Source organism: Roseococcus microcysteis (genome assembly GCF_014764365.1).
Classification (GTDB): domain Bacteria; phylum Pseudomonadota; class Alphaproteobacteria; order Acetobacterales; family Acetobacteraceae; genus Roseococcus; species Roseococcus microcysteis.
The window spans coordinates 3,850,843-3,867,143 of record NZ_CP061718.1 but is presented as its reverse complement, the minus strand read 5'-3'; the positions used below and the strand labels follow the sequence as shown (position 1 = coordinate 3,867,143).

Genomic DNA, 16,301 nt, shown 5'->3' with positions numbered 1-16,301 from the left:
CCGCCTTCCGTTACGTCGAGTTTATGCCGCGCGGGGGCACCGGACAAGCATTGGCCGCGCCCAGCCACGCAGGAAGGCTGTTCCTTTGGGCGAAGCGCGCTATCCTCCAGTTGAGGTCAAGGCCGCGGGGAGGGTCAACTGTCCGAAATCCTGTCCGCGACCGGCATTGCCGCGCCACCCGCGGCCGGCAGCGCCTCGCCCGTGGCTTTGCTGCGCCAGGCGGCGGGGCTGGCCGACCTGCTGGCCCTGGCCCTGGCAGGCCTCGTCTGGATGCGGGCGGGGCCGACGCCGCTGGCCTTCTCGCCGCTGGAGGGCGCGCTCATCGCCTTCCTCCTGCCGGTGATGACCTTCCTGCTGATGCGCGCCTTTGGCCCCGTCCATCTGGGCCAGATGCTGCGCCTGCCCTGGACCGTGCTGGAGGCCATGGCCTATCCGGCGCTGGTCGGCCTCACGGCCGTGCTGCTGGCGCTGGCCACGCTGGGCGGCCAGGCCGCCCATGCCCTGGTGCTGTGGCCGGCGCTCGCGGGCATGTTGCTGATGGCGTCGCGCCTGCTCGTCTCCACCGCCGCGCAGTTCGGCGTGCGGCAAGGTTGGCTGCGGCGGCGCATCGCCATCATCGGCGCCAGCGAGGAGGCGGAGGGGCTGATCGCGGACCTGACCGCGCCCGAGAATGTCGAGCCCCCCGACATGGTGGGCATCTTCGACGACCGCGACGCGACGCGCCGCCCCGCCGCCCTGCATGGCGTGCCGGTGCGCGGCGATGTGCGGGCGCTGGCGGCACTGGCGGCGCGGGAGCGGATTGACGTCATCGTCATCGCGCTGCCGATGCGCCGCGCCATCGACATCCTGCGCGTGATCCAGCAGGTGCAATGGCTCTCCTCCGACGTGATGGTCATGCTGGGGGGCGACAACGCCGCGCCGCAGGGGGCGCCGCGCCCGCTCATCGCCGGTCGGCCGGCCTTGCGTCTCGTGCGCGCCCCGGTGCCGGGCGCGGCCATCCTGGTGAAGGGGGCGCTGGACAAGCTGCTGGCGGCCGGTCTGTCCTTGGTGGTGCTGCCCGTCCTGGCCCTGGCCGCCATCGCCATCCGGCTGGAAAGCCCCGGGCCTGTGCTGTTCCGCCAGCGGCGCGTGGGCCAGTTCGGCCGGCCCTTCGAGGTGCTGAAGCTGCGTACCCTGCGCCTGGACCCGGCCGATGACGGGCGCCGCGGCGTGCGCGAGGGGGACCGGCGCATCACCCGCGTGGGCGCCTTCCTGCGCGCCACCTGCATTGACGAGATGCCGCAGATCATCAACGTGCTGCGCGGCGAGATGAGCTTCGTGGGCCCCCGCCCGCACGTCCCCGGCATCGAGGTGGCGGGCCTGCCCATGGAGGAGATCGTGCCCGGCTATGGCGCGCGCCACCGCCTGAAGCCCGGCATCACCGGCTGGGCGCAGGTCAACGGCCTGTCAGGCACCATCGCGGGCCCGGCCATGGCGCGGGAGGTGGTGGCGCATGACCTCGCTTATCTCTCCGAATGGTCGCTCTGGCTGGATTTGCGCATCCTGGCGCGCACGGCCGCCGTCTTCATGCTGGGTCGCGACGCCTTCGAGGCGCGGCGCCATGACTGGCGGGATGTCTGAAAACGGCTGGTCGGAGTGAGAGGATTCGAACCTCCGGCCCCTGCGTCCCGAACACAGTGCTCTACCAGGCTGAGCTACACTCCGGCGCCGTGCGGGTCTCTTAACGTTACGGCGCTTGGCGGGCAAGCCGGGGGTGTGCAATGAAAAGCCTCAACCTGTGAGCGACAGCCGAATGTCAAAGCCACTCCTCATCGGTCTCGGCCTGCTGGCCCTGCTGGGCACCGCCGCGGCGCAAACCAACCCCGCCCAGATCGTCCAGGAGCGCCGCGACGGGCTGCGCGCCGTGGGCGCCCATATGGAGGCCATGGCCGCCATCGCGCGCGCGGGCAGCGACCCCCGCCCGGCCGCCGAGCGGGTGGCCGCCGTGCAGGCCTTCTTCGTGAACTTCCCCGCCCGTTTCCCGGAGGGCACGGCGCGCGGGACGGCGGGGCTCGACACCCGCGCCCTGCCCGAGATCTGGACCGACCGCGCGACCTTCGAGCGCGTCGCCGCCGCCCTCCCCGCGCGCCTCGAAGCGCTGAACGCCGCCGCGCAGTCGGGCGACGCCCGCGCCTTCGGCGCCGCCCTGCAGGCCACGGGCGCGGCCTGCGGCGATTGCCACCGGCCGTTCCGGGCGCGATAGCGCTGGTGCCACCGGGAAGGGCGCGCCGCCCCTCCCGGCCTCATCCCGCCAGGGGCCTCGGACCGTGGCGGACCGGCTTTCCCGGCGTCACCCCTGCTCCCCTGCCCCGAAACCCGACTCGGCCAGCTGGCGCAGCTGCGCGGCGGCGGTTGCCTCGGGCAGGAAGAAGAAGGTGAAGATATAGGGGTCGGAGGCGGTGAAGACGCTGGGGTCGGGGCTGGCCACCTGCATGGTGGCCGCGTCGAAGGCCGCAAAGGGGTGCAGGCGCCCCGCGTGCCAGAACCAGGCCGAATAGCCCAGCCCGGCCAGCAGTGCCGGCACCGCGACCGTGCTGCCCGGGCGGTGGCGTTCCTCGATCTCGATCGACAGCACCGGCCGGCACCGGCGCAGCGTCTCGCGGCCGCCTTGCAGCACCTCCTCCTCATAGCCCTCGGCGTCGAGCTTGATGGCGGTGACGTCGGTCAGCTCCAGCGCGTCCAGCGGCAGGAGGGTGACGGGGTGTCGCTCCGTGGTCACACCCGCATGGCCCGCATAGGTCTTGGCGAGGCTCGCCCATTGCTCCGCCGCCTCACCCGCCACCACGGGCAGGGTCAGTGTGGCTTCGCCATGGGTGGCGCCCAGCGCCTCGGGGCGCAGGGTGACGCGGGGGTGGGTGCCAAGCCTCTCGCGCAGCCGGGCCATGGCGCTCGGCAGGGGTTCGAAGGCGATGACATGCGCGCCGGGCAGCTCGGCGAGCGGCGCGGTCAGCAGCCCGTCATGGGCGCCGATGTCGAGGATGGTGCCAGGCCGGTGCAGGGCACGAAAGAAATCGATCTCCTCCATCACACCCAGATGGTGCCGCGCGCCACGGGAACCACCCCGCCGCCCACGCGCACGCGGATGGCGCCGTCCGCGTCACGCCTTGCCGCCAGGTGCAGCAGGCTGGGGCGGCCCATCTCGACGCCCTGTTCCACCTCCAGGTTCAGCAGGCTGCCGCCCGCCACGGCCAGCAGCAGGCCGGCGAGCGCGCAATTGGCGCTGCCGGTGGCCGGGTCCTCGCCAATGCCGTCCAGCGGCGAGAACATCCGCACGCGACGCCGGCCGAGGCCCAGCGGCGCGTGCAGCAGCAGCGCGCCCGTGCGGGAGAGGTGGCGGCGGAACGCCGCGATGTCGGGCGTGGCGGTGGCGAGGGTGGCCACATCCTCCACCTCCGCGATGGCGAAGGGCAGGCCGCAGCCGGCCTCGATGGGCGGGTGGCCGTTCAGGTGGATGGCGCCGGGCGGCAGGCCGGCGCAGAGGGCCACCTCGGCGGGGTCGAGATTGGCGCCGAGCTGCAGGGGGAGCGGCGCCTCGATCTCCGCGGCCGTGGGCGTGCCGGCGGCGTTGCGGGTGATCCAGGCGGTAACGATGCCGGCCTCCTGCTCCAGCCGCAGCGTCGCGGGCGCGCCGTCCAGGCGGCGGGCCAGCAGCACCGCCGCGCCCACATTGGGGTGGCCGGCGAAGGGCACCTCCTGGCCCGGGGTGAAGATGCGCAGCCGCGCATCGGCCACGCCCGAGGGCAGGACGAAGACCGTCTCGGACAGGTTGAACTCCCGCGCGATGGCCTGCATGCGCGCGCCGTCCAGCGCCTCTGCGCCGTGCACCACGGCCAGCGGGTTGCCGCCGAAGCGGGTGGTCGTGAAGACGTCGGCGGTCTCGTAGTCAAGTTCCATGGGCGGGGGTCTCGGCCAATGCGGCGGCGATGGCGGCATTCATCGCGGCCACGCCCGCCGCCGGGCCCTCCAGGTGGTTCCACACCGCGCCCACCACGGCCAGGAAATCCGCCCCGGCCTGGACCAGCGGCGCGCAATTCTCCGCCGTGATGCCCCCGATGGCGACGGAGGGAATTTCCATCACCGAGCTCCACCAGGACAGCAGCTCCAGCTCCGCCACATGCTGCGTCTCCTTCGTGCTGGTGGGGAAGAAGGCCCCGAAGGCCACATAGTCCGCGCCCGTCTCGCCGGCATTCATGGCCAGGTGGCGGGAGGCGTGGCAGGTGATGCCGAGGATGCGCCCGGAGAGCAGCATCCGCGCCCCCGCATGGTCGCCATCGGACTGGCCCAGATGCGCGCCGTCGCAGCCCAGTTCGGCGGCCAGGGGCGCGTCGTCATTCAGCAGGAAGGCCACGTCCCGCGCCTGGGCAATGGGCATGAGGCGGCGCGTCCAGTGGATGACCTCCTCGCGCGGGGCATCCTTCAGCCGCAGCTGGAGGCAGGCCACGTCGCCCCCCTCCAGCGCCGCTTCCAGCCGCGCCTCGAAGCCAGCATCGAGGCGCGGCGGGGTGATGAGATAGAGGCGGCAGCGATCATCCATGCCGCCTGTGTGGCGCCTGCCGCCCGGCGCGGCAAGCACCGGATGGTGGAGCTATGCGGCCCGCAGCCGCCGCACCAGCGCCCCCACCTCGGCGTCCAACCGTCCCGACTGCTCGCCGATGACGCCGATCGCCTCGCCCACGCCCTGCACCGCGCCGCGCGCGGCATCCACCTCACCGGCCACGCGCTCGGCCGCGGTGGAGGCGAGCGAGGTGCCCACCGCCGCTTCCTGCACCGAGCGCGCGATCTCGCGCGTGGCGCTGCCCTGCTCCTCCACGGCGCCCGCGATGGCGGTGGTGATGCCGTCCAGCCGCTGGATGGTGGCGGCGATGTCGGCCACGGCGCTGACCGCGGCCTCCATGGCGGCCTGCATGGCGGTGATCTGCCCGCCGATCTCCTCCGTGGCACGGGCGGTCTGGCCGGCCAGGTTCTTCACCTCGCTCGCCACCACGGCGAAGCCCTTGCCGGCATCGCCGGCGCGCGCGGCCTCGATCGTGGCGTTCAGCGCCAGCAGGTTGGTCTGGCCCGCGATGCCGTTGATCAGGCGCACCACATCGCCGATGCGGCTCGCGGCCTCGGTCAGCGTCTGCACCTTGGCGTCCGTCTCGCGCGATTGCTGGCTGGCTTCGGAGGCCACCCGCGCGGCCTCGCTCACCTGGCGGCCGATCTCGCTGGTGGAGGCGGCCAGCTCCTCGGCGGCGGCGGCGACGGCGCGGACATTCTCGGCCGCCATGCCGGCCCCCTGGGCCGCGTCCTGGCTGGCCGCGCCCGAGCGCAGCGAGGTCTCCTCCAGCCGCGACTTCGCCTCCGCGAGCCGGGCGCCGGCCTCGGTCAGCGCGCCGGTGACGCCGGAGAGCGAACCCTCCACCTCGGCCGCCGTGGCGGCGGTGGCCTCGGCCCGGCTGGCGGCGAGGCGCGCCTCGGCCTCGGCTTGGGCGGCCTTCAGGCGCTCGGCCTCCACCAGCGCGGCGCGCAGGGTGGCGAAGGCACGGGCCATGCCGCCGATCTCGTCGCGGCGGTCGGCGCCCGCGGCGCTGGCATCCAGCCGGCCCGCGGCCAGGCCTTCCAGCGCCACCGTCATGCCCTTGAGCGGGCGGCTCAGACCGCGCGCGAAGAGCAGACCGGCGGTGGCGGCCAGCAGCAGCATGACCAGCGCGGTCAGCCCCACCGAGCGCAGGGCGGTCTGGAAGGCGGCCGCCTTCGCGGAGAGGTCATAGGCGAATTCCACCGTGCCGATGGGCTGGCCGGCGAAGTCGCGCAGCGGCACGGCCAGGATGGCGAAGTCCCGGCCGCCGGCCTGGGCCTCGCGGCGCAGCTCGGCGCCACCCAGGATGGATTGGCGCGCGGCGGCGTCCAGCGTGCCATCGGGCGCGCCGGGCAGGCCGCCGCCGATGCGCGCCGTGCCCTCGGCCGTGCGGCGATAGAGGGTGAAGTCCAGCCCTGCCGCGTCGCGCAGGCGGCCCAGCACCTCCGGCGTCAGGCCCAGCGCCACGTCCATGGTGCCCACCACCTGTCCGCCGGACCGGATGGGCGCCACGCCGAAGAGCGAGACCTCCGCCGCGCCGACCTCAAGCCCCGCGACACTGCGGCCGGTGGTGGCGGCCTGGACCACGGTGCCACGGCGGGAGGCGATGTCATCACCATGCTGCTCGGGCCGCCAGACCCGCAGCAGGTTCACCGCGGGGGGCAGATGCACGTTCAGCCGCTGGCCGCGCGCCTGGGCGGCCACCTGGCCGTCGCGCAGCAGGGCGAGCAGCGCGTCGCGGTCGCGCGCGACGACGGCCTGGGTCACGGCCGGCAGGGCGGCGAGGATTTCGGAGGCCGTCAGCACCTCGCGCGATTCGGCGGCCAGCGCCGTCTCGAAGCCGGTGCGGGCGCTGGCGAGGCGGCGTTCGGTGTCCTCATCGAGCGAGTTGCGCTGGTTCACCAGCAGCACGGCGGCGAAGCCCGCGCAGGCCAGGAAGGCGACCAGCGTCATGGCCAATGCCAGGCTGGTGCCGAGGCTCTTGAAACGGAACAGGGCGAAGCTTTGCATGCGAAATTCTCCTCGAACCCCATCCTGACCGTTGGAAGATGAAGAATTCGTAGGTGTTAGCCGCAATCAGCGCAGCGCGATCGCCGCCCCCAGCGCCGCCAGCCCCAGGAAAAAGACCTGGCGGAAGCGCGCCTCGGGCAAGGCATGGCGCAGCCGCGCGCCCAGCCACTGCCCGGCCAATGCCGGGGCCAGCGCCAGCAGCGAGGCCAGCAGAAGCCCACCCTCCAGCAGCCCCGAACCGCCCAGCAGCCCGCCCAGCGCCAGGGTCGAGACGGTGAAGGAAACGCCCAGCGCCCGCACCAGCCCCTCCTTCCCCAACCCCTGGGCCTGCAACCAGGGCACCGCCGGCAGGACGAAAACGCCCGTGGCCGCCGTCAGCGCGCCGGTGGCGAGGCCCACGGGCAGCCCCGCCCGCGCCGGCCAGGCGGGCCGCCAGGCGAGCAGCCCCAGCGCGCCATAGGCCATCAGCGCAAGCCCCAGCAGCACGGCACCGAGCCGCCCGCCAAACCCGCCCCAGAGCCAGCCACCCAGCGCCGTGCCCACCACCACGCCCAGCAGCATGGGCCAAAGCCGCCGCGCCATGGAAAGCGCCGCGGCGGGCGGCCCCATCTGCACCAGGTTGGTCACGAAGGAGGGCAGCAGCAGCAGGGCGGCCGCATGGGCCGGCCCCAGGATCAGCCCCAGCAACCCCATGGCAATGGTGGGCAGGCCAAGCCCGATCACCCCCTTCACGAAACCGGCGAGGAGAAAGACGAGGGCGATGGCGATGAGGTCGGTCATGGCCCCCTGCTACCGCGCGTCGCGCCATGCGGTTTCAGCGGACAGCGAAGCGATGCGGCTTGACGGGGCCGGGCCGCGCGGCTTTCTGCCCGGTAATCCGTTGCATGACCGGGAGGACACCCATGCTGACCCGCCGCCTTTCCCTCGCCCTGCCCGCTTTGCTCGCCGCCGGCACGGCCAGCGCCCAAGGCTGGAGCCCGAACCGCCCCATCCGCATGATCGTGCCCTTCGCGGCCGGCGGTGCGGCCGACAGCAGCACCCGCACCCTCGGCCCCCGCATGGGCGAGCGCCTGGGCCAGCCCATCGCGGTCGAGAACCGCACCGGTGCCGGCGGCTCGTTGGGCGCGGGCGAGGTGGCGCGTGCCACGGCCGATGGCCAGACGCTGCTGATGGATGCCTCCAGCCACATCGTGAACCCCTCGCTGCTGCAGGGGCTGCCCTTCAACTACAACACGGCCTTCACCCCCATCTCGCAGGTCGTGACCTTCCCGCAGGTGCTGGCCGTGAAGGCGGACCTGCCGGTGCGGACGCTGGAGGAATTCGTGGCGCTGGCCCGCCGCCAGCCCCTGAACATCGGCACCCAGGGCAATGCGACGGCGGGGCATCTGGGGCTCGCCATGCTCTCGCGCGCGGCGGGGGTGGAACTGACCCATGTGGCCTATCGCGGCGGTGCGGCGGCGGCGCGGGACCTCGCGGGCGGCACGCTGGATGGCGTCTTCATCACCCTGCTCTCGGCCAAGCCCATCGTGGAGAGCGGGCGGGCGCGGTTCATCGCCCTGTCCGCGCCGCAGCGCGTCGCACTTGCGCCGGAACTGGCCACCTTCGCCGAGCTGGGCATCCAGGGCGTGGAACTGTCGGAATGGACGGGCCTCTTCGCGCCCGCCGGCACGCCCGAGCCCGCCCTCGCCGCCATCCATGCCGCGCTGCGCCACGCGCTGGAGGATGCCGAGGTGGCGCAGCGCCTCGCGCAGATCGGCGCGGTTCCGGTGGGCAGCAGCCCGGCCGACTTCGCGCGCTATGTGGAGGAAGGCCGCGCCACCATGGGAAGGCTGGTGCAGGAGGCGAATATCCGGATCGAATGAGGGCATGAAAAAGGGGGCGCGGAACCCGCGCCCCCAATCCTTGACCAGGCCTTGGTTCAGGCCCGGGTCTTGTAGATGTCGATCATGTCGGACAGCAGCTTCAGCGCTTCCTCGCGCGGGCGCTGGAAGGCGTTGCGGCCCACGATGGAGCCATTGCCGCCGCCGCCATGAATGGCGCGGGCCGAGGCCAGCAGGCTGTCGGCGCCCGCCGTCTCGCCGCCCGAGAACACCACGAGGCGCCGGCCGTTGAAGCAGGCCTTCACGATGTGGGCGATGCGCGCGGCGCCGTCCGAGACCTCCACCGGGAAGTCCTGGTAGGTCTTCTTGGCGGCGTCGAGGAACACGGCGTCGGTGGGCGGCTTCACCTTGATGATGTGCGCGCCCATCAGCGCCGCCATGTGCGCGGCATAGGCGCAGATGTCGAGCGCGGTCTCACCCGTCTTGTCCAGCATCGGGCCGCGCGGATAGGACCACACGACGACGGCGAGGCCGGCATCCTTGGCCTCGGCGGCCAGCTCGCGCAGCTCTTCCATCATCTCGAACTGGTATTCGCTGCCGGGATAGATGGTGAAGCCGATGGCCGAGCAGCCCAGCCGCAGCGCGTCCGCCACCGTGCCGGTCACGGCCTGGTCCTTGGTGGTGGAGAGGCTGTTGCTGCTGTTCACCTTCAGGATGGTGGGGATGCAGCCGGCATAGGTGGCCGCACCCGCCTCGATCATGCCCAGCGGCGCGGCATAGGCGTTCAGCCCGGCCTCGATGGCCAGGTCGAACAGGTAGTGCGGGTCATAGGCGGCGGCGTTCGAGGCGAAGCTGCGGGCCGGGCCATGCTCGAAGCCCTGGTCCACGGGCAGGATCACCATGCGACCGGTGCCGCGCAGGCGGCCCGTCATCAGGATTCGGGCGAGGTTCGCCTTGGTGCCGGGGTTGTCGCTCTCATACCAGGAGAGGATCTTCTTCACCTGCGGGGTCAGCTTCATCGCATGTCCTTTCGGGGGCAATCGGCCTGTTTGCCGGGTGTTAGGCCAGATCAGGTGTGCGGGGAAGCCCGAGCCATCGCGCGAGGTGCCTCTGGCCCTGCGGCTTGTGCAGCTGCACCCGGGCGAGGTCGAGCGCCGGCGGGGCCTCGGGCAGCAGCGTCACCCCCTGTTCCGCGAAGAGCGCGGCCAGGGCCGGAAAGACCGGCACGGCGCGGGAAAGCACCACGGCCTGGAAGCCCGCGCGGAGGGCAGCCAGGGCGTGACCCGGCGCATCACCCGCGTCGAGAATGCCCAGCGGCAGCGCGTCATGCGCCACCAGCAGCGCGCGGAACCCCTCCACCCCCCACCAGGCGGCGGCCCCGGGCGCCGAGAGCAGCCGGGGCGGCCTGTCCCCCGCGAGCGCCAGCACGGCGGCCAGCTCAGGCGCGCCGTGGATGATGACGCAGGGGGAAGGGGTCGCAGGGGGGAGCATGCTGCAACGCGGTTGACCCTGCTTCCCTGGCATGTCAACGCTTTCCGCAAGGGCTTTCCCACGGAGCGGCATACAATCCGTTGGGGCATGGGCGTGGAGAGACGGGCTTGGCCGCGAAGGACATGAACATGCTGGCGGCCGAACGACTTGAAGCCGCGGTGGAACGGCTGGCCAGCGCGCTGGAGACGTGGCGCGCCGCCCGGCTGCGCGAGGCGGAGACGGAAGGCACGGTCCCGCGCACGGAGTTGGAAGCGCTCTCGGCCCAGCTGGACGACACGCTGGTCCGGCTCCGCGGGGCGCTGGACGAGCCGGAAGGCTAGAGCATGCCGCGTTCACACGCGTTCACACAGCCTGCTCCAGCCCTTGCTGAGAGCGGGCTTCAGCGTTTTCGGTGATTCCACCTCAACGCATCCCGCTCTAAACGGCGAGAAGCACGCGGCCCCGCCCAGGGCCGCCAGCAGCATGGAGGGTCCGATGGGCCAGGTGAATGTCCGGGTGAATGGCTACAGCCACACCATCGGCTGCAAGGATGGCGAGGAAGGCCATGTCCAGGACCTGATCGCGCAGATCGAGGAGAAGGTGCGGCTGATCCGCTCCATGGGCGGGCAGCTCAGCGAATCGCGGATGCTGCTGCATGTGGCGCTGCTCTTCGCGGATGAAGCGAATGACCTGCGGATGGATTTGCTGCGGCTGCGCCGCGAGGTGGCCCAGCACCAGGCCCAGCCCCCCGGCCTGATCCAGTTGCCCCCGCAGGAGCAGGACCCGATGCTGGCCGAGCGGCTGACGCGGATCGCGGAGCGGATCGAGGGCATCGCGCAGAATTTGGAGAAGGATTGAGGGCACGGCCGGCACAAGCTCAGCAAGCACCGGCACGCCTTCCCCACGCTCCGGCCGCAAAGCGGCCGGCGCGCCCAGACCGACAATTGAACCCAGAGCATCAGTGCAAGGCGCGGATGCCAAGCCGCCGGAGGCGGCGCCCGGCGTTTGAGGGCATAAAAAAAACTAAACCCTGTTCAGCCGCAAAGCGGCTGAACAGGGTTTAGCGCGAAGCCACCCTGGCCGTTGGCGTCTGCATCCTCCCAAGGCCTGCCATAAGCAGGTGGGCACCAGATAGCCGAACCACGGTTCGGCCAGCGCCAGTTCCCGGGAGTTGCGTATTGGCCCTGGGGATGTCTGTACCTGACGCACCGGGCAGCCTCGCCCCCAGACAGTGGCCCCGACAGGCCGCCGGAACAAGGGGGCATGCCGCCTCAGCGGCAGCTCAGAACGCGCAGGTCATAGACCGGATGTTCCAGCATGTTCACCGCGGGGGCCGCGGCGAAGAGCCAGCCTTGGAACACGGGGCCGCTGTTGGGCGGGCTGAGCGAATCGGTGATCTCGAGCCAGGCGGCGGCATCGGGCACCTCGTCGGGCGGGCGGGCATGGCAGGCGCGCAGCGTGATGGTCAGCGTGCCGAATTGCAGCGGCTGGCCCAGCGTGGCGCGGATCACGGAGATGCGCGCCGTGACCTTGTCCAGCGCCTGGAGTTCGGCGGTGCGGCGCTCGACCCAGCCCTGGGCTTGAGCAAGCGTGGGCAGCATGAGCGCCAGCAGGGCCGCCAGGAAGAGACGGCGCATCACGCCCCCCGCCCCTTCGGGCTGCGCAGCCCGGCGACCAACCCGGCCAGGATGTCGCGCATCGCGGCCTCGTCCACGCCCATGAGCAGTGCGTCCTCGAAGGTATCCTGCAGGATCTGGGCCGCCTCTTCGTGGTTTTCCGCCAGGACCTTCAGCTTCTCCCGACATGCGATGGGCTGCCCATCGGCGCCAGGCCAGATGGCGGGCAGGGCGGTCATCGAGGCGCCGCTGCGGCCTCGCCGCCGGGATTCATCTGGGTCACCGAGAAGATGAAGCGGCCCAGCAGGCTTTCCAGGCTGATCGAGCCCTGGGTGTCGGTGATGCGCCCGCCACTGGCCAGCACCTGCTCCGCCCCGCCCGGCACGATGGCGACATAGCGGCCGCCCAGCAGGGATTCCGACTGGATCTCGGCCGAGGAATCGCGCGGCAATTGCAGGTCCGAACGGACGTTGAGGGTGATTTCCGCCAGGAAGGTGCGCGGATCAATCCGCATCTCGGTGACGGAGCCCACGCGCACGCCGCCGATGCGGACATCGGCGCCATTGTTCAGCCCGTCCACGCGGTCGAAGGCGGCGGTCAGCACCAGGCCGCCGCCGGCGGCGGTGGCGCGGCCGCCCTGCACGACGGCATAGGCCAGGAAGAACACGGCCACGGCGATGACGACGGCACCCGTCGCGATCTCGGCCAGTCTTTGGGCCTTCATGCGATAATTCCTTATGCGGAGCGGAGACGCCCGACGCCGCCCATGTGGCGGCTCAGCCGCCCGGCGTCCAGGCCTCGTAGTCGCCGCCCGTGATGCGGCGGCGACCGCCCGAATAGTCATGGCCGGCCGGGCGCCAGGCCCCGGGGGTGCCCGTCATGTTCGGGCGGTGGGGCTTCTGCCAGGGATGCTTGGGCCCGGAGAGCGGCGCATCGGTCGTGTGGTGCAGCCAGGCATGCCACTCGGGCGGCACCGAGGAGCTGTCGAGGCCGCGCGCCAGCGCCACGAGGCGGCGAGGCCGGTTGTAGACCGGCATGGGCTTGCGCGACTCGTAATAGACATTGCCGAACTCATCAGCGCCGACCTTGCGGCTGGTGAGGCGGGCGAAGAAAAGGCGGATGGCGGACATGACCGCATCATCCCACAAAACGCGCCCGCCGTCCAACCGGAGTGCCGCGCGGCTTTTCCACAAGATATGGTGGGCCTGGGATGGCCAGACCACCGCATCCGGCTTCCCTGGGGCGACGGGGCGGGTTAGCCTGCGCCCTATGGGACATAATGACGGCACGCTGTGGGAAGGTCTCGCGCTGCGGCGCACCCGGGCGGGGGCGGACCCCGACGCCGCCCCGCGCGCCGTGGCATTGCCCGCGGCCTGGGAGGATGAGGCCGCGACGGCGCTCGCCGCCCTCGCACCCGGCCAGGGGCCCGTCTCGCTGCGCCGCCTGGCCGAGGGTTGGATTTCCCGAGCCCTCAGCCGCGGCCAGAAGGCCGGCGTGGTCGAGGCCGATGAGGCCCGCGCCCTGGCCGAAGGCTGGCGCGCCCTGCTGCTGACCCGCCGCGGCGCCCCCGGCGCCGAGAGCTGGCGCGGCGAGGTGCGCGGCGAGCCCCGCTTCGTGCTGAACCTGCCCGCCTTCCTGGAGCCCGAGGGGGGTTTCGACCTGGAAGGCTACACCGAGGCCTGCGCGCTGGGCCTGCGCTTCCTCGACGCCAGCACGGGCGGCAAGCCCCTGAAGCTGCGCCTGGGCTTCGCCGACCTCGCCGGGCTGCTGGCCGGGCTGGGCCTGCCCTATGACAGCGCGGGCGCGCGGCAGGTGGCCGCCGCCATCGCGGCCATCACCCGCGGTGCCGCCGAGACCGAAAGCGGGCGCCTCGCCCAGCGGCTGGGCGCGCGGGAACCGGTGGCGCTGATCTGGCCCGAACCGCCCGCCGAAACCCCCGTGCCCGGCCTCGCCGCCGCCGCCCGTGCCGCGCTGGACGCCGCCATGGGCGCCCCCGGCCTGCGCCATGCGCGTGTGGTGGCGCTCTCGCCCGCCGATGCCGCCGAGGCGCTGCTGGGGGCCGAGACCGCCGGCATCGCCCCCGCCCCGGGGGCCAGCCGGCCCGTCTCCACCCCCTCGGGCGTGGTGGACGTGCCCACCGCCGCCGCCCGCCGCGCCGCCCCGGACCAGGTGGCCCGCCTGCTGGCCCCGGTGGGCGACGCGCCGCGGCGCCTGATGCTGGAGGCGGTGACGCCCTTCCTCAGCGCGCCGGCTCCCGCCCCGGTGGCCCTGCCCGCCCCGGCCCGCCCGGCCGCCGCGCCCCGCGCGCCCCTGCGCCGGCAACTGGGCCAGACGCTGCATGTCGCCATCGGCGGGCATCGGGTGGCGCTGCGCACCTCCGAGGAGGATGGCAAGCTGCGCGAGATCGCCTTCAGCCTCGCCAAGGAGGGGGCGGCCTATCGCAGCCTGATGGATGGCTTTGCCCAGGCGGTGTCGCTCGGCCTCGCGCAGGGCGTGCCGCTCGCCGCCTATGTGGATGCCTTCGCCTATACGCGCTTCGGCCCCGCCGGCGTGGTGGAGGGCGACCCGGACATTCCCCGCGCCACCTCGGTGCTGGACTGGGCCTTCCGGCGCCTGGCCATGGACTATTTGGGCGGCGCCCTGCCCCAGCCCGAGATGGAGGATGTGGCGCCCGACGCCACCGCCCGCGCCACCGAGCAGGCGCCGCTGCTGCCGCTGGACCTGCCGGCCACCCCTGTCGCGGAACGGCGCGGGCGGCTGCGCGTCGTGGCCTGAAACCAAGGAATTGCCGATGAACCCCGAAGCCCGCCTGGCCGAACTCGGCCTGACCCTGCCGCCGGCCGCGGCGCCGGTCGCGAACTACATTCCCTTCACCATCTCCGGAAAGACGCTCTACGTCTCGGGCCAGGTACCGCGGCGTGACGGGAAGCTCTGGCCCATCGGGCAGGTGGGCGCCGAAGTGAGCGTGGAGGAGGCCAAGGCGGCCGCGGAGAACTGCTTCCTCGCCATCCTCGCCCATGCGCGGGCGGCGGCGGGTGGGGACCTGAACGGCGTCAAGCGCGTGCTGCGGATCACGGGCTATGTGAACTCCGCCCCCGGCTTCGGCGACCAGCCACAGGTCATCAATGGGGCGTCCGACTGCGCCGTGGCCGTCTTCGGCGAGGCCGGTCGGCATGCGCGCAGCGCGGTGGGTGTCTCCGCCCTGCCCGGCAATGTGGCCGTGGAGGTCGAGGCCATCCTGGAACTGGCCTGAATTGCATTACATGAGGGGAATGGATTCGCCCCTCCCCCTGACGCTCAGCCTGCACCGCGCCATCGCGGAAATCCCGGTGGCGGAGTGGGATGCCTGCGCGGGGGACAACCCCTTCGTCAGCCATGCCTTCCTCTCGGCTCTGGAGGACAGTGGCAGCACCGGGCCTCGCACCGGCTGGCTGCCGCAACACCTGGCGCTGCGCGACGAGGGTGGGGCGCTGCTGGCCTGCGCGCCCTGCTACGCCAAGGCCAATTCGTATGGCGAATACGTCTTCGACCATGGCTGGGCCGATGCCTATGAGCGCGCGGGCGGGCGCTACTATCCCAAGCTCCAGGTGGCGGTGCCCTTCAGCCCCGTGCCCGGGCCGCGCCTGCTGCGGCGGCCGGGCGTGCCGGTGGCCGCACTTGCCGAGGGGTTGCGCCAGGCCATGGGGGCGCTGAACTGCTCCTCGGTGCATGTCACCTTCTGCACGGAGGAAGAGTGGCAGGAACTCGGCCGGCTGGGCTGGCTGCAACGCCTGGGCGTGCAGTTCCACTGGCACAACCGGGGCTACGAGACCTTCGAGGACTTCCTCGGCGCGCTCTCCTCGCGCAAGCGCAAGGCCCTGCGGCGCGAGCGGCGGGAGGTGGCGGAAAGCGGCCTGACGCTTCGCACCCTGCGCGGCGACGAGATCACGCGCGAGCATTGGCGCGCCTTCCACGGCTTCTACCGCAACACGGTGGATTCCCGCTGGGGCAGCGCCTACCTCACGCCCCAGTTCTGGCCCCTGCTGGGCGACCGCCTGGGCGAGCGCGTGGTGCTGATGTGGGCCGAGCGCGACGGTGAGCCCGTGGCAGGCGCCCTGAACCTGCTGGGCAACGACGCGCTCTATGGCCGCAACTGGGGCTGCGTGGAGGAGGTGCCCTTCCTCCACTTCGAACTCTGCTACCTGCGCGCCATAGACTTCGCCATCCAGCACAGGCTGCCCCGCGTCGAGGCCGGCGCGCAGGGCGAGCACAAGATCCAGCGCGGCTACCTGCCCAGCCCCACCTGGTCGGCGCATCTCATCCAGCATCGCGGACTGTCGGATGCGGTCGCGAATTTCCTGGAGGCGGAGCGGCCCGCCGTGCAGGCACGCATGCAGGACCTGGCCGAGCTTTCGCCCTATCGCCGCGAGGGAGGAGAGACATGACAACAAGCCCACCCGAGGTGGACCGCCTCCGCGCCGATGTCCTGGCCATCACGACCCATGTGCCGCGCGGCGCGCTGGTGACCTTCGCCACCGTGGCCGCCCATCTGGACGCACGGCCCCGCGATGTGGCCGACATCATCGCCAGCCTCGATGGCCCCGAGCGTGACCGCCTGCCCTGGCACCGCCTGGTGGCGGTGGATGGCCGCGTGGCCGAACCCGCCCAGCGCGCATTGCTGGAGGCCGAGGGCTATGGTTTCGACGCCGAGGGCTACATCGCGGGCTTCCCCGTCCAGCTCGTGGATGTGGACCGGCTGAAGCACGGCGTGCCGGCGCGGACGCCGCCCGCGTGACACGGGTGGCGCCC

General features: G+C 72.4%; 20 protein-coding genes, 1 tRNA gene and 1 other RNA gene. 9 read left to right on the top strand and 13 right to left on the bottom strand.

What is annotated here, in order from left to right; genetic code table 11:
* The first annotated feature begins 201 nt into the window (after positions 1 to 201).
* Complete coding sequence (locus tag ICW72_RS18755) at positions 202 to 1,620, top strand: exopolysaccharide biosynthesis polyprenyl glycosylphosphotransferase (protein ID WP_191084056.1); 1,419 nt, start codon at positions 202 to 204, stop codon at positions 1,618 to 1,620.
* Between the two features lie 7 nt (positions 1,621 to 1,627).
* Here ICW72_RS18755 and ICW72_RS18750 read toward each other — a convergent pair.
* Positions 1,628 to 1,704, bottom strand: a tRNA-Pro gene (locus tag ICW72_RS18750).
* 88 nt (positions 1,705 to 1,792) lie between these two features.
* Here ICW72_RS18750 and ICW72_RS18745 point away from each other — a divergent pair.
* Complete coding sequence (locus ICW72_RS18745; RefSeq protein WP_191084055.1) at positions 1,793 to 2,242, top strand: c-type cytochrome; 450 nt, start codon at positions 1,793 to 1,795, stop codon at positions 2,240 to 2,242.
* Between the two features lie 87 nt (positions 2,243 to 2,329).
* Here the strand turns inward: ICW72_RS18745 and ICW72_RS18740 are convergent, their stop codons facing one another.
* From ICW72_RS18740 to ICW72_RS18720, 5 genes are all read right to left on the bottom strand, one after another.
* Positions 2,330 to 3,064 carry an FkbM family methyltransferase gene (locus ICW72_RS18740; RefSeq protein ID WP_191084054.1) on the bottom strand — a complete coding sequence of 245 codons (735 nt, stop codon included), beginning with the start codon at positions 3,062 to 3,064 and terminating at the stop codon, positions 2,330 to 2,332.
* On the bottom strand, positions 3,064 to 3,933 hold the full coding sequence (locus tag ICW72_RS18735) for a PhzF family phenazine biosynthesis protein (RefSeq protein ID WP_191084053.1): 870 nt from the start codon (positions 3,931 to 3,933) through the stop codon (positions 3,064 to 3,066). Before ICW72_RS18735 ends, ICW72_RS18740 begins: the two co-directional genes overlap by 1 nt.
* Complete coding sequence (gene thiE, locus ICW72_RS18730) at positions 3,923 to 4,573, bottom strand: thiamine phosphate synthase (RefSeq protein ID WP_191084052.1); 651 nt, start codon at positions 4,571 to 4,573, stop codon at positions 3,923 to 3,925. The genes ICW72_RS18735 and thiE overlap by 11 nt, the downstream gene beginning before the upstream one ends.
* Positions 4,574 to 4,624: 51 nt before the next feature.
* The gene (locus ICW72_RS18725; RefSeq protein ID WP_191084051.1) at positions 4,625 to 6,607 is read right to left on the bottom strand and encodes a methyl-accepting chemotaxis protein; all 1,983 of its coding nucleotides are present in this window, start codon (positions 6,605 to 6,607) and stop codon (positions 4,625 to 4,627) included.
* 66 nt (positions 6,608 to 6,673) lie between these two features.
* Positions 6,674 to 7,387, bottom strand: coding sequence for a TSUP family transporter (locus ICW72_RS18720; RefSeq protein ID WP_191084050.1), 714 nt, complete (start codon positions 7,385 to 7,387; stop codon positions 6,674 to 6,676).
* 122 nt (positions 7,388 to 7,509) lie between these two features.
* Here ICW72_RS18720 and ICW72_RS18715 point away from each other — a divergent pair, with 122 nt between their 5' ends.
* Complete coding sequence (locus ICW72_RS18715; RefSeq protein WP_223880683.1) at positions 7,510 to 8,469, top strand: Bug family tripartite tricarboxylate transporter substrate binding protein; 960 nt, start codon at positions 7,510 to 7,512, stop codon at positions 8,467 to 8,469.
* Positions 8,470 to 8,525: 56 nt separating this feature from the next.
* Here the strand turns inward: ICW72_RS18715 and ICW72_RS18710 are convergent, their stop codons facing one another.
* Both ICW72_RS18710 and ICW72_RS18705 read right to left on the bottom strand, forming a co-directional pair.
* Positions 8,526 to 9,446, bottom strand: a complete 921-nt coding sequence (locus tag ICW72_RS18710) for a class I fructose-bisphosphate aldolase (RefSeq protein WP_191084048.1) — start codon at positions 9,444 to 9,446, stop codon at positions 8,526 to 8,528.
* Positions 9,447 to 9,486: 40 nt separating this feature from the next.
* The gene (locus ICW72_RS18705; protein WP_191084047.1) at positions 9,487 to 9,918 is read right to left on the bottom strand and encodes a hypothetical protein; all 432 of its coding nucleotides are present in this window, start codon (positions 9,916 to 9,918) and stop codon (positions 9,487 to 9,489) included.
* A gap of 107 nt (positions 9,919 to 10,025) precedes the next feature.
* Between ICW72_RS18705 and ICW72_RS18700 the strand changes: the two genes are divergently transcribed.
* Entirely contained in the window at positions 10,026 to 10,238 is a 213-nt protein-coding gene (locus tag ICW72_RS18700) for a hypothetical protein (RefSeq protein WP_191084046.1), read from the top strand.
* A 142-nt stretch (positions 10,239 to 10,380) separates the two neighbouring features.
* Positions 10,381 to 10,755, top strand: coding sequence for a cell division protein ZapA (locus tag ICW72_RS18695; RefSeq protein WP_223880682.1), 375 nt, complete (start codon positions 10,381 to 10,383; stop codon positions 10,753 to 10,755).
* Between the two features lie 206 nt (positions 10,756 to 10,961).
* Here ICW72_RS18695 and ssrS read toward each other — a convergent pair.
* The 5 genes from ssrS to ICW72_RS18675 form a co-directional block, all read right to left on the bottom strand.
* Positions 10,962 to 11,119: non-coding RNA, 6S RNA (gene ssrS / locus ICW72_RS21440), on the bottom strand.
* A gap of 49 nt (positions 11,120 to 11,168) precedes the next feature.
* Positions 11,169 to 11,534: a DUF2155 domain-containing protein gene (locus ICW72_RS18690; protein WP_191086337.1), complete on the bottom strand. Its 366-nt coding sequence runs from the start codon at positions 11,532 to 11,534 to the stop codon at positions 11,169 to 11,171.
* Positions 11,534 to 11,752, bottom strand: coding sequence for a hypothetical protein (locus tag ICW72_RS18685; RefSeq protein ID WP_191084045.1), 219 nt, complete (start codon positions 11,750 to 11,752; stop codon positions 11,534 to 11,536). The genes ICW72_RS18690 and ICW72_RS18685 overlap by 1 nt, the downstream gene beginning before the upstream one ends.
* Positions 11,749 to 12,237: an outer membrane lipid asymmetry maintenance protein MlaD gene (gene mlaD / locus ICW72_RS18680; protein ID WP_191084044.1), complete on the bottom strand. Its 489-nt coding sequence runs from the start codon at positions 12,235 to 12,237 to the stop codon at positions 11,749 to 11,751. Before mlaD ends, ICW72_RS18685 begins: the two co-directional genes overlap by 4 nt.
* Before the next feature lie 52 nt (positions 12,238 to 12,289).
* Positions 12,290 to 12,643 (bottom strand): NADH-ubiquinone oxidoreductase subunit NDUFA12 family protein, encoded by a 354-nt coding sequence (locus ICW72_RS18675; protein WP_191084043.1) that lies wholly within the window; start codon positions 12,641 to 12,643, stop codon positions 12,290 to 12,292.
* 139 nt (positions 12,644 to 12,782) lie between these two features.
* Here ICW72_RS18675 and ICW72_RS21150 point away from each other — a divergent pair, with 139 nt between their 5' ends.
* From ICW72_RS21150 to ICW72_RS18655, 4 genes are read left to right on the top strand one after another with little or no spacing between them, the layout of a single operon-like run.
* Positions 12,783 to 14,288, top strand: coding sequence for a TSCPD domain-containing protein (locus ICW72_RS21150; protein WP_191084042.1), 1,506 nt, complete (start codon positions 12,783 to 12,785; stop codon positions 14,286 to 14,288).
* 16 nt (positions 14,289 to 14,304) lie between these two features.
* Complete coding sequence (locus tag ICW72_RS18665) at positions 14,305 to 14,766, top strand: RidA family protein (RefSeq protein ID WP_191084041.1); 462 nt, start codon at positions 14,305 to 14,307, stop codon at positions 14,764 to 14,766.
* A gap of 19 nt (positions 14,767 to 14,785) precedes the next feature.
* Positions 14,786 to 15,937, top strand: coding sequence for a GNAT family N-acetyltransferase (locus tag ICW72_RS18660; protein WP_191084040.1), 1,152 nt, complete (start codon positions 14,786 to 14,788; stop codon positions 15,935 to 15,937).
* Entirely contained in the window at positions 15,934 to 16,287 is a 354-nt protein-coding gene (locus ICW72_RS18655; RefSeq protein WP_191084039.1) for an MGMT family protein, read from the top strand. The genes ICW72_RS18660 and ICW72_RS18655 overlap by 4 nt, the downstream gene beginning before the upstream one ends.
* The last annotated feature ends 14 nt before the right edge of the window (positions 16,288 to 16,301 follow it).